Source organism: Acinetobacter sp. WCHAc060006, assembly GCF_004209135.1.
Lineage (GTDB): Bacteria > Pseudomonadota > Gammaproteobacteria > Pseudomonadales > Moraxellaceae > Acinetobacter > Acinetobacter cumulans.
The window spans coordinates 20,629-33,114 of the sequence record NZ_SGSS01000032.1 but is presented as its reverse complement, the minus strand read 5'-3'; the positions used below and the strand labels follow the sequence as shown (position 1 = coordinate 33,114).

Genomic DNA, 12,486 nt, shown 5'->3' with positions numbered 1-12,486 from the left:
ACTCACTAATCTGATTATTCGAAGTTGAATTAACAATTACCTCCGATAATTCAGGTTATGGTAAGAAGCTAACCAATCCACCTAATGAAATTTTTGTAACTTCACTTTTTTGACTTTGCTCATCTCCATAAATAATGGATGCTCCATGTATCAATACATCTAAATCCACGTCTTCCAACTTAGCTTGAGCTTGTGGTAATCGGCGTATTAGCTCGTTAAAGAATGCATCTTTACTATGATTAAATCCTGTAAGCAAAGTTCTTATCAGTTCACTTTTTTCTTCTATTCCTTTTTTAAATTCCCACGCCCTAGCTACTAATTTTTCCCTTTCAATCCTTTGTTGATTTACTAAAGATTGATCGTTTTGCTCATCAAATATTTTTCTATTTTCATCAATATCTTTTGTGATAACTTCTATATCATTTTTTATTTTAGCAATTTGTATCTGTGCTTCTTTTGTATCATCACCAAGAGTAAATACCCCATTTAAATGATCATTCGAATGGAAGTTTTTCTCTATAAAATCTTGATTATAAGCATAAGTTTTATACCCACTTACATTACTAACAGTACATTTAGAAAATTTTAGTTCGTTGGGATTTGCAAGCAATCTACTAATTGTTGTTTTACCACAACCATTTGTGCCATAAAAAAAATTTAACTTTTTAAGTCCATCAACATCGACCTTATTTTTATATGTTGCGACGTTATGCAATGTAAATCCAGTAATCATGTATTCCCCCAAATACACTTTAAGAATGATTAAATTTAACACAACACCACTAGCTTGAACAAAAAAACCCGCCTTTAAGCGGGTCTTTTTTAAATCAATTCAATCTATTACAGACGAACTAACTCAACAATTTTCTCAGCAACTTCTTCAGCAGTCTCCACTGTATAAGTCACATCAGTACCTTCAGCACTATCAGTAATCACAACCACACCAGTTTCACGAACTAGTGCAACTTGCTCCACAGTTAAACCAGCTTTCGCAATTGCAACCACACCTTGCTGAATCAACAAACTTTCAATCGCTTGCGCATTTTCAAGGGCTTTAGCAGTCACAGTTACCGCAGCAGGTTTTTGACCTAAACGTGCAGCACGCGCTTCAGCAGTTACAGGCTCGTTGTGTGCAGTCCATTCCACTGCAGACTCAACCATACCCGCACCAACAGTTACGTTGTTTAAACGGTCGATGAAGATAAATGAACCTGTGTAACGGCTGTCTTGATAGCGGTCAAATACCACTGGCGCATCAAACTCAATCGTTACATCTGCAATCGCATTCAGTTCAAGCTGTTCAACTTCCGTTTTTTCCAATGTGTTTACATTGGTACGGTAGTTAATTTTCGCAACTTTGGCAGGAATAGTTTGTGTACCAAACTTCACGTTATACAGTTTGCCAACCACTAAAGGCGCCTCTGTCATCCATACCACAGAGGCACGTGCAGAACGTGAAATTAATGGCTGTTCGCCTGCTTTAACCAACACGTTACCGCGTGAAATATCAATTTCATCATTTAACGTAAGTGTTACCGCTTGACCTGCAACAGCATTGTCTAAGTTACCGTCAAAAGTCACGATTTCTTTAACAGTCGAAGACTTACCAGATGGTAATGCAGTAATGGTATCGCCAACTTTTACTTCACCAAGTGCAATCGTACCGCAGAAGCCACGGAAGTCGAGGTTCGGACGGTTGACATATTGAACAGGGAAACGGAATTCGTGCTTGCTCGTATCATGCGAAATTTCAACAGTTTCCAAAGTCTCCATTAAAGTCTGACCTTGGTACCACGGCGTATTTGGTGATTTGTTGACAACGTTATCACCATTCAACGCAGAAATTGGCGTGAAGATAATGTTCGCAGGTTTACGGTCGCCCAATTGGTTTACGAACTCGTTGTACTCTGCTTGAATTTCATTGAAGCGCGCTTCAGAGAATTCAACCAAGTCCATTTTGTTCACTGCAACCACGATATTACGAATACCCAAAAGACTCGCAATAAATGAGTGACGACGAGTTTGCGTTTGAACGCCATAACGTGCATCAATCAAGATGATCGCTAAATCTGCAGTCGACGCACCAGTTGCCATGTTACGTGTGTACTGCTCATGCCCTGGGGTGTCAGCAATAATGAACTTACGTTTTTCAGTAGAGAAATAACGGTAAGCCACGTCAATGGTAATACCTTGTTCACGCTCTGCTTGTAGACCATCGACAAGTAAAGCCAAGTCAGGTGCATCACCCGTTGTACCGACTTTTTTAGAGTCACGAGTCACAGCTTGTAATTGATCTTCATAAATCAATTTTGAATCGTAAAGCAAACGGCCAATTAGAGTCGATTTACCATCATCCACGTTACCGCAAGTCAGGAAACGTAGAAGGTCTTTATTTTCGTGTTGTTTTAAATACGCCAAGATGTCTTGGCTAATTAAATCTGATTGATGAGACATTGCTCAAAGCTCCACATATTCTTTTGAAATCGGTTTCTGAATCTTTTTAATCCCTCTAAATCTCCCTTTAAGAAAGGGAGACTTCGCTCCGTTCTTTCTCGGGAGTACCCCCTCTTTAGTAAAGAGGGGGTTAGGGGGAGATTATGAGATTCTTAGAAGTAACCTTCCTGCTTTTTCTTTTCCATCGAACCTGCTTCGTCATGGTCGATCATACGGCCTTGACGTTCAGATGTGGTGGCTAAAAGCATCTCTTGGATAATTTCCGGTAAAGTTGTTGCAGTTGATTCAACCGCACCTGTAAGTGGGTAACAACCTAAAGTACGGAAACGCACCGATTTCATTTGTGGCACTTCACCTTCGTTCAAACGCATACGCTCATCATCAACCATGATCAGTGTACCGTTACGCTCAACCACTGGACGTTCAGCAGCCAAGTACAAAGGAACCAATTTAATATTTTCGAGGTAGATGTATTGCCAAATATCCAACTCAGTCCAGTTAGACAATGGGAACACACGAATACTTTCGCCTTTGTTCACTTTACCGTTGTAAAGATTCCAAAGTTCAGGACGTTGGTTTTTAGGGTCCCAACGGTGTTTGGTATCACGGAACGAGTAAACACGTTCTTTGGCACGAGATTTCTCTTCGTCACGACGTGCTCCACCGAAAGCAGCATCAAACTGATATTTATCAAGCGCTTGTTTTAAGCCTTGAGTTTTCATAATGTCAGTATATTTTGAGCTACCGTAATCGAATGGATTTACGCCTGCATCTTTACCTTCTTTGTTTTGATGTACGATCAAATCAAAGCCATGCTCTTTCGCCATGTTGTCACGGAAAGTAATCATGTCTTTAAACTTCCAGCCCGTGTCTACATGCAGCAGCGGAAATGGAAGTTTGGCAGGATAGAATGCTTTCAATGCTAAATGCAGCATGACTGCTGAATCTTTACCAATCGAATAGAGCATGACTGGGTTTTCAAACTCAGCTGCTACTTCACGGATAATATGAATACTCTCAGCTTCTAGCTGTTTAAGATGAGTAAGTCTTTCCTCATTTAACGACATGGACAACACCAGCTTAGAAAAACGTGTACTTATGACACTTTTGAAAATTTATATTCATTATAGTGATTTAGTTATCTAGACTATTGCTTGTTTTATTATATTGATATGCAAATTCGTCATATAAAACTTTTCTGATAGTACTTATCAATTTTAATTAATCAATAAAGCACACTATATCAAACCAGCTGATTCTAGCGCTTTAGCGCCAAAATATTAAGTTTAGGTAACAATAACGCCATAGTTAATAACTCTTAAGCATGTATTTGCAAGCTTCATTTTTCACTTTAGATTAAAGTGAATCTAGCCAATCTCACCCATAGACTATGCCTTATAGCCATTTTGACCTTGAAGCACTTAATGCCCGCTTAGCACAGGCGAAACTTGCTGGCTTTATCTATCAGCATCAGCAACACATGCTTATTTTACAAGAAGCCTTGAACGAAGACGGTTCACCACTGAATAATTTTGTACAACATGAACTGAGTTCTGATCAATTAGGTCTGCAATTTGGTCTACGACTTTCGGAGCAAAAGTGGGAATTTGTGATTGGGATTACCCACAGCAACCAAGACCGTCGCTATGAAATTGGTGCGGGTAATTTAAAAGGCGATCAACGGGCCTTTAATTTACTGTATGTGTTTTATAATTATCCGAAAGGTTTTTATACCATTAGTATGCCCTTGGCCTGCAATGCTACCCAATTAAAAAATGCCATTGAAGAGCAACTATATGCACTGCCTGAAATGGCATTTTTAGACAGCGCTGTAAAAACCAATCCTATGGGTGAACAAGTGCAATGGATGAAAGCATTTATTGAACAAAATGCCTTAGATATAAAAGTCCGTATTCAAACTTCTTTACTCTAAATACGAGCCTATGTACACCAAACACATCGTTTGAAATAACAAAAGTTAAAGCACTGTATGAAATTAAGATGTGTAGGTATTGAAATCATGCACCTACTCTGTGGTTTAGCCAGTTAAATAAGGACTGGCTAAGTTCTATTCTGAAGGCTCAAATACAAAAATAATAAAGCTGAGTCAATTTAAAACATGTAATTTGAGTAAACGCATGCTGTATTTTTACCACATTTAAAGCGTGACTCAATCAAACAAAATGCCAATCTTTCAAGATTTAAAGCACGTTTTATGCAAAAAATATGCAATTGAGATGAAAATTTCTTATACATTTTGACAATTTTTGTCAGCTATTTTTTACACAACTCCATCATTCAATGGTATCTTTAATTGAATAAATATGAGTAGCCAGCAAATATTTAAGCTTAAATGTTTGAAGCAAAACTCCAAATATAAAAGAGAACAACCTATATGTGGGAATTATTCACACATCCAGCGAACATCGCATTTAGCACCAGTTTGTGCTTAATGTTTTTGTTTGGGATTTTTGAAATTCTGCTAACAATCATTGGAGGCGGTTCACAAACACTGCTTGACCAATTTTTAACAGATAGCGCAACTCCCAATGCAGAAACACACATTGATGCCGATCACGGCTTAATGGGTAAGGCTTTAGATTGGCTTTACTTAGGACGTGTTCCTTTGTTTGTTTGGTTAATTATCTTTTTAACAGCCTATGCGCTCACAGGTTTTATCATTCAAGGCATCACCCTTCAAATGACCGACATGTTGTTTAATGTTTGGCTTATTTCATTTGCTTGCCTGTTTTTATGTATGCCTGTGGTTCGCACTGTAGCGAAGTTAGTGGCAAAAATCTTACCTCAAGATGAAACGATGGCCATTTATAGTGATGAGTTAATTGGCCGTACAGCAACCATTATTTTGGGTGAAGCACGACAAAACTACCCTGCTCAGGCCAAAGTGATCGACCACCATGGCACAACGCATTACATTTTGGTCGAACCTGAAACCGAAGCGACATTTGGTCAAGGTCAGTCTGTTATTTTAACGCATAAAATCAAAACCGTTTTTCAGGCTGTATCTGTATAAGTACTTTAATTTATTCTCTTTAATTTTATTTTTTATTCAATTACAACAATCTTGAGTTATTTACAACAATGTTAGACATGATTCCAAGTAGCCTACTCATTAGCGTAGGCATTATCTTTGCAGCATTTATTTTTATTGGTTTTATCTTGGCTCGACTTTACCGTCGCTCAAGCAAAGAAATTTCTTTTGTGCGTACTGGCTTTGGCGGTGAAAAAGTAATTTTAGGTGGCGGTGCAATTGTGCTCCCTGTGTTACATGAAATTATTCCAGTCAATATGAATACCCTACGCCTAGAAGTACGCCGTGCGGATGACCAAGCGCTGATTACCCGCGACCGTATGCGTGTGGACGTGATGGCAGAGTTTTATGTACGTGTAAAACCAACTGCTGACTCCATTGCAACAGCAGCACAAACTTTGGGTCAAAAAACCATGTCACCCAATGAGCTGAAAAATTTAGTTGAGGGTAAATTTGTTGACTCGCTTCGTGCCGTTGCCGCTGAAATGGCGATGGAAGAATTACATGAAAAACGTGTCGACTTTGTGCAAAAAGTACAGCAGGTCGTATCTGAAGATTTGCATAAAAACGGTTTAGAGCTTGAGACTGTTTCATTAACGGGCTTAGACCAAACTGGCTTTAAGTACTTTAACCCACAAAATGCCTTCGATGCCGAAGGTTTAACTAAACTCACAGAAACCATTGAAGACCGCCGTCGTAAGCGTAATGCGATTGAACAAGATGCTGACTTAGCGATCAAAACCAAAAACTTAGAAGCAGAACAAGCTCGCTTGCAGATTCTACGTGAAGAAGAATATGCCAAGTTACAACAAGAACGTGAAATTTCTGTACGTCGCGCAGAACAGCTTGCAGAAATTGCATCGCAAGAAGCAGCTAAAAAACGTGAAGCTGAAGAAGCGCGTATTGCAGCTGAACGTGAAGTCGACTTAAAGCGTATTACTGCTGCCCGTGACGTTGAAAATCAAAATATTCAAAAGTCACAGATCATTCAGCAAGCACAAGTAGAGCAAAAGAAAACCATTGAACTGGCTGAGCAAGACCGCGCAATTGCGATTGCGGAAAAATCTCGTGCAGAATCTGAAGCCAAAGCACATGCCGATCAAGCTCGCGCTCAAGCGGTAAAAGCTGAAGAAGAAGTGATTACCGTCCGCCAAATTCAACAAGCAGAGCGTCAAAAGGCTGTTGAATTGGTATCTGCAAAAGAAAAAGCAGAGAAAGAAGCGATTGCAATTACTGTGGCTGCCGAAGCAGGCAAACAAGCTGCTGCTGATGATGCTGAAGCGATACGTATTGCAGCTGAAGCAGAAGCCGAAAAAGTTCGCTTAAAAGCCAAAGGTGAAGCAGATGCGAAAGTTTTGCTCGCACAGGCGATGGAAAAACAATATCAAGTGGATGCTGAAGGTACACGCGCTGTAAACGAAGCAAATAACGTATTGTCATCTGAACAGGTTGAAATGCAGATTCGTTTAGCGATGCTGAAGTACTTGCCTGAAATTATCCGTGAAAGCGTAAAACCAATGGAAAACATTGACGACATTAAGATTTTGCAAGTCAATGGTCTTGGTGGTGTAACTGGCTCAACAGCTGGTGTTGAAGGCGAACAAGGTCAAGTTGCATTGTCTGATCAAGTCGTGAATAGTGCCCTACGCTATCGCTCTCAAGCCCCGCTAATTGACAGCTTAATGAGTGAACTTGGCATTCAAGGCGGCGATATTAATGGCTTGACCCAGAGCTTAAAAACCAGCAAAAACTAAGTTTTGAGTGAGTTATACATTCTGGATGAATTAAAAAAGCAGTGTTCGCACTGCTTTTTTATGGCTTCGTTTTTTTTCAGAGCCTTCAAACTTCACTCTTATTTAAAAGTAGGCTCAATCTTCTCATGCAGTTTCACTTAACCCTAAAACCGAACAAATACCCAAGCCATTATTGCTCTTATATACAAGCTTAAAAACGCCTTTTAGCGCACAAAAAAAAGAGAATCCTAAGACTCTCTTTTTTATGTTTAGATCAAGTGTTTAAACCAGACCTTTGCCTTTTAGCACTTCGTACATGGTCGAGCCTAATTCAGCAGGACTGCGTGTATACGCCATACCCGCTTTTTCAAAGGCAGCAAATTTTTCTTCTGCTGTGCCTTTACCACCCGAAATAATCGCCCCAGCGTGACCCATACGTTTACCTTTTGGCGCAGTTACCCCAGCAATATAACCAACTACAGGCTTAGTTACATTCGACTGGATATATTCAGCTGCCTCCTCTTCCGCAGTACCACCAATTTCACCAATCATAATGATGGCTTCGGTTTGTGGATCTTCTTGGAACAATTTCAAGCAATCAATTTGATTCATGCCCGGAATTGGGTCACCGCCAATACCAATACAAGTCGACTGACCAAGACCAAGCTTGGTAGTTTGCGCTACAGCTTCGTAAGTTAATGTGCCTGAACGCGAAATAATACCAATTTTGCCTGCTTGGTGAATATGACCTGGCATAATGCCAATTTTGCATTCACCTGGGGTAATAATACCTGGACAGTTTGGCCCAATTAAGCGTGCGTTATTGCCGTATGTTTCTAAGTAACGCTTGGCTTTTAGCATGTCTAAGGTTGGCACACCTTCTGTAATTACAACAATCAGCTCAATACCCGAATCAATGGATTCGATAATTGAATCTAAAACAAAAGGTGCAGGTACATAGATAGAAGTTGCCGTCGCACCTGTTTCACGCACTGCTTCTTTCATAGTATTGAACACGGGTAGGTCTAAATGTTTTTGACCACCTTTACCCGGCGTTACACCACCCACAACTTTTGTACCATAAGCAATGGATTGCTCAGAATGGAATGTCCCGTTTTTACCAGTAAAGCCTTGTACCAATACTTTTGTGTCTTTATTTACTAATACGCTCATGCTTGATTCCCCTTAGCCTTTTACAGCAGCAACAATTTTTTCTGCAGCGTTGGCTAGGCCGTTTGCAGAAATCAATTTCAGTCCAGATTCGTCTAGTAGTTTTGCACCGAGTTCTGCGTTATTTCCTTCCAAACGCACCACTACAGGCACAGTCACATTGACTTCTTGAACCGCCGCAATAATTGCTTCAGCAATCATGTCACAACGTACAATTCCACCAAAAATATTGATTAAAACCCCTTGTACAGACGTATCTGCCAAAATAATTTTAAAAGCTTCAATTACACGTTCTTTGGTTGCACCACCACCAACATCAAGGAAGTTTGCAGGTTGTCCACCATACAATTTAATAATGTCCATGGTCGCCATTGCGAGGCCTGCGCCATTGACCATACAACCAATATTCCCTTCTAAAGCCACATAGTTGAGGTCAAACTCAGAAGCTTTAAGTTCACGCTCATTTTCTTGCGATTTATCGCGTAGCGCTGCAATTTCAGGTAAACGATACAAGGCATTTGAGTCGATACCAATTTTTGCATCAACACATAAAATTTCGCCATTTTCACGTACCGAAAGTGGGTTAATTTCAAATAAAGCAAAATCATTTTCAATGAAAGCTTGGTAAGCTGCCGTCATAATTTTGACAAATTGGTTGATTTGACCATCTTTAAGATTTAAAGCAAATGCCACTTCGCGGGCTTGGAATGGCATTAAACCCACCAATGGATCAACTTCAACTTTAATAATTTTTTCAGGTGTTTCTTCTGCGACTTTTTCAATTTCGACACCACCTTCAGTCGAAGCCATAAAGGTCACACGACGACTTGAACGATCTACAACTGCACCTAGGTACAATTCGCGCTCTACAGGATATACATCTTCAGAAACCAAAATACCGCTTACAGGTTGACCCAATGCATCTGTTTGATAGGTCACTAAGCGTGAACCAACCATTTGGTTAACGTAGTCTGTCGCTTCTTGTGCAGATTTTACAACCTTAACACCACCTGCTTTACCACGGCCACCTGCGTGAACTTGGGCTTTGAGTACTGCAAATTTACCACCCAATTGCTCAAAAGCTTTTACCGCTTCTTCTGCAGTCGTAACAAATACGCCTTCTTGGACTGGCATGCCATATTTTTTTAATAACGCTTTGGATTGGTACTCATGTAAATTCATTCAATTACCTTTTTACTGCTTTTACTTTGTTATTACCGACCAATATTTAGACATCCATCAACACAATATTGGCTTGTTATTCAATTTCTTTATTCTTTATTAATAGATGATTGTTCATACAAAAACAACCATCAAAACAAAAAAGAGCGGCCAAAGCCACTCTTTTTAACATCTTATTTACGTTTACGCTGAATCGCGTGAATCGCACGTCCATCGACTGCAAGCGCAGCTTCATGAACCACTTCAGAGAATGTCGGGTGACCGAAAGTCATTAACTGAAGATCTTCAACACTTGATACAAACTCAAGCGCGATCATACCTTGGTGTACGATATCAGATGCTGCAGGTCCAATCACGTGCATACCAAGTAAACGATCCGTTTTTGCATCTGCAACAAACTTAACAAAACCAGCACCTTCGCCAGCAGCCAACGCACGACCGTTCACAGCAAAACCGAATTGACCAGTTTTAACTTCGTGACCTTTTTCAGTCGCTTGTTGTTCTGTTAAGCCTACCCACGCCGCTTCTGGGTGTGTGTAGATTACAGAAATGATCGTGTCATAGTTCACTTGTGCTGCATGACCGTGAATACGTTCAACAGCCATTACGCCTTCTTCCATTGCTTTATGTGCAAGCATTGGACCGCGTACCAAGTCACCAATTGCGTATACGCCTTCAACTGAAGTTGCACACCAATCGTTCACTTCAACTAAACCACGTTCAGTCAATTTAATACCGCAGTCATCAGCCAATAGACCTTCTGCATAAGCACGACGACCCACACAAACGATTAATTTATCGAATGCTTGAGTTTTTTCTTCGCCGCCTTGAGTGTATTTAACTGTAACTTCAGAACCGTTGATTTCAGTACCAGCAACTTTAGCGCCAACACGGATATCAAGACCTTGTTTAGTTAATAGTTTTTGGTAGTCTTTTGCCAAAGCTTTGTCAGCCATTGGTAAGAATGCATCCATTGCTTCAAATACAACAACTTCTGCACCTAGACGACGCCAAACTGAACCAAGTTCTAGACCGATTACACCTGCACCAATCACACCAAGACGCTTAGGCACTTCTTGGAATTCTAAAGCGCCAGTAGAGTCAACAATGATGTCTTGATCTACAGGAGCTACAGGAATATTTACAGGTACAGAACCAGTCGCAAGAATCACGTATTTAGGTTCTAAAATTTGAGTTTCGCCTTCGTGAGATACGAACTCAACTTTTTTACCAGCAAGTAATTTACCAGTACCTTTTAACCATTCAATACCGTTACCTTTTAATAACTGGTCAATACCGCCAGTTAATTGGTCAACGATTTTGTCTTTACGTGCAAGTAATTTTGCAAGGTCAAACTTCACTTCACCTGTTGTAATACCGTGGTCATCTAAGTGATGAACTGTATCTTCATAACGGTGAGATGAATCAAGTAATGCTTTAGATGGGATACAACCCACGTTTAAGCAAGTACCACCTAAAGATGGTTTACCTTTATGAATACGTTTTTCAATACAAGCTACTTTAAAGCCTAATTGAGCAGCGCGGATAGCAGCTTCATAACCACCAGGACCGCCACCAATAACAACTAAATCAAATTGAGACATGTGTATCTCCAAAAATGGGCCTAGAGGATCACTCTAAGCCCATTGCATTATTCTGAAGTATTAAAGATCAAGGATTAGCTTAGCTGGTTCTTCTAACAATTCTTTGATTGTTACAAGGAAGCCTACTGCTTCTTTACCATCGATTAGACGGTGGTCATAAGAAAGCGCTAAGTACATCATAGGCAAGATTTCTACTTGACCATTTACAGCCATAGGACGTTCTTGGATTTTATGCATACCCAAAATCGCAGTTTGTGGCGTATTTAAGATAGGTGTAGAAAGCAATGAACCGAAAGTACCACCATTAGTAATAGTGAACGTACCACCAGTCATATCTTCGATGCCCAATTTACCATCACGCGCTTTACCAGCGTATGCACGGATACCGTTTTCAACTTCAGCATAGTTCATGCGGTCAGTATCACGAAGAACTGGAACCACTAGACCACGGTCAGAAGAAACCGCTACACCGATGTCGTAGAAACCGTGGTAAACGATGTCGTCGCCATCAATTGAAGCATTTACAGCTGGGTAGCGTTTAAGTGCTTCAGTTGCCGCTTTAACGAAGAATGACATGAAGCCAAGACGTGCACCATGACGCTTTTCAAAAGCATCTTTGTATTGCGCACGCATTTCCATGATTGGTTTCATGTTTACTTCGTTGAACGTAGTTAACATTGCTGTTTCTTGAGTAGCAGCAAGTAGACGTTCAGCAACACGCTTACGAAGACGAGTCATTGGAACACGTTTTTCGATGCGTTCGCCTACAGCAACACTTAGCGGTGCAACAGGAGCAGCAGCTGGTTTAGTTTGATGATTTGCAACATCTTCTTTAGTAATACGACCACCGCGACCAGTACCCGCAACATCAGTTGCAGCAATACCAGACTCAGTTAATGCTTTACGCACTGCAGGTGCTTGGTCAGCAACTTGAGCACGTTCAACAATCGGTGCATTGCCCGCTTGAGTTTGTGCAGCAGCTTGTTCTACTTTCTCTTCAGATTGAACTGCTTGAGTTGCTGCAGCGCCAGAAACAGCACCTTCAGCAAATTCAGCAATCACTTCAGCAGAAAGAACAGTATCACCTTCGTTTTTGATGATTGTAACAAGCGTACCATCAGCAGGAGCTACAACTTCTAAAACAACTTTGTCTGTTTCAATATCACAAATCACTTCATCACGTGATACTGCTTCACCAGGTTGTTTGTGCCAAGTTGCAACTGTACCGTCAGCAACTGACTCTGGGAATACCGGTGCTTTAATTTCGGTTGCCATTATTAAGAATCTCCTG

The 12,486-nt window shown here is 40.4% G+C and carries 10 protein-coding genes; 3 read left to right on the top strand and 7 right to left on the bottom strand.

The features are described from left to right. Window positions 1–55: 55 nt before the first annotated feature. From EXE29_RS14890 to cysD, 3 genes are all read right to left on the bottom strand, one after another. Window positions 56–733, bottom strand: a complete 678-nt coding sequence (locus tag EXE29_RS14890) for an AAA family ATPase (RefSeq protein WP_120364940.1) — start codon at window positions 731–733, stop codon at window positions 56–58. 107 nt (window positions 734–840) lie between these two features. Next, on the bottom strand, window positions 841–2,454 hold the full coding sequence (gene cysN / locus EXE29_RS14885; protein ID WP_120364941.1) for a sulfate adenylyltransferase subunit CysN: 1,614 nt from the start codon (window positions 2,452–2,454) through the stop codon (window positions 841–843). A gap of 152 nt (window positions 2,455–2,606) precedes the next feature. After that, window positions 2,607–3,521: a sulfate adenylyltransferase subunit CysD gene (gene cysD, locus EXE29_RS14880; protein WP_078189893.1), complete on the bottom strand. Its 915-nt coding sequence runs from the start codon at window positions 3,519–3,521 to the stop codon at window positions 2,607–2,609. A 323-nt stretch (window positions 3,522–3,844) separates the two neighbouring features. On the opposite strand from cysD, the gene EXE29_RS14875 reads away from it, so the two are divergent. The 3 genes from EXE29_RS14875 to EXE29_RS14865 all read left to right on the top strand — a co-directional run bounded on the left by EXE29_RS14875 (window position 3,845) and on the right by EXE29_RS14865 (window position 7,260). Then, window positions 3,845–4,387, top strand: a complete 543-nt coding sequence (locus EXE29_RS14875) for a hypothetical protein (protein ID WP_120364942.1) — start codon at window positions 3,845–3,847, stop codon at window positions 4,385–4,387. Between the two features lie 462 nt (window positions 4,388–4,849). Continuing rightward, window positions 4,850–5,488: a YqiJ family protein gene (locus EXE29_RS14870; RefSeq protein WP_106985718.1), complete on the top strand. Its 639-nt coding sequence runs from the start codon at window positions 4,850–4,852 to the stop codon at window positions 5,486–5,488. A gap of 68 nt (window positions 5,489–5,556) precedes the next feature. Further along, window positions 5,557–7,260 carry a flotillin family protein gene (locus EXE29_RS14865; RefSeq protein WP_106985719.1) on the top strand — a complete coding sequence of 568 codons (1,704 nt, stop codon included), beginning with the start codon at window positions 5,557–5,559 and terminating at the stop codon, window positions 7,258–7,260. A gap of 261 nt (window positions 7,261–7,521) precedes the next feature. On the opposite strand, the gene sucD is transcribed toward EXE29_RS14865, so the two are convergent. From sucD to odhB, 4 genes are all read right to left on the bottom strand, one after another. Next, window positions 7,522–8,412 carry a succinate--CoA ligase subunit alpha gene (gene sucD, locus EXE29_RS14860; protein WP_117008137.1) on the bottom strand — a complete coding sequence of 297 codons (891 nt, stop codon included), beginning with the start codon at window positions 8,410–8,412 and terminating at the stop codon, window positions 7,522–7,524. A gap of 12 nt (window positions 8,413–8,424) precedes the next feature. Then, window positions 8,425–9,591 (bottom strand): ADP-forming succinate--CoA ligase subunit beta, encoded by a 1,167-nt coding sequence (sucC, locus tag EXE29_RS14855; protein ID WP_120364943.1) that lies wholly within the window; start codon window positions 9,589–9,591, stop codon window positions 8,425–8,427. Window positions 9,592–9,764: 173 nt separating this feature from the next. Continuing rightward, a complete protein-coding gene (gene lpdA / locus EXE29_RS14850; protein WP_106985722.1) occupies window positions 9,765–11,195 on the bottom strand; it encodes a dihydrolipoyl dehydrogenase in 1,431 nt (476 codons plus the stop codon). A gap of 60 nt (window positions 11,196–11,255) precedes the next feature. After that, window positions 11,256–12,470: a 2-oxoglutarate dehydrogenase complex dihydrolipoyllysine-residue succinyltransferase gene (odhB, locus tag EXE29_RS14845; protein WP_106985723.1), complete on the bottom strand. Its 1,215-nt coding sequence runs from the start codon at window positions 12,468–12,470 to the stop codon at window positions 11,256–11,258. Window positions 12,471–12,486 lie beyond the last annotated feature (16 nt).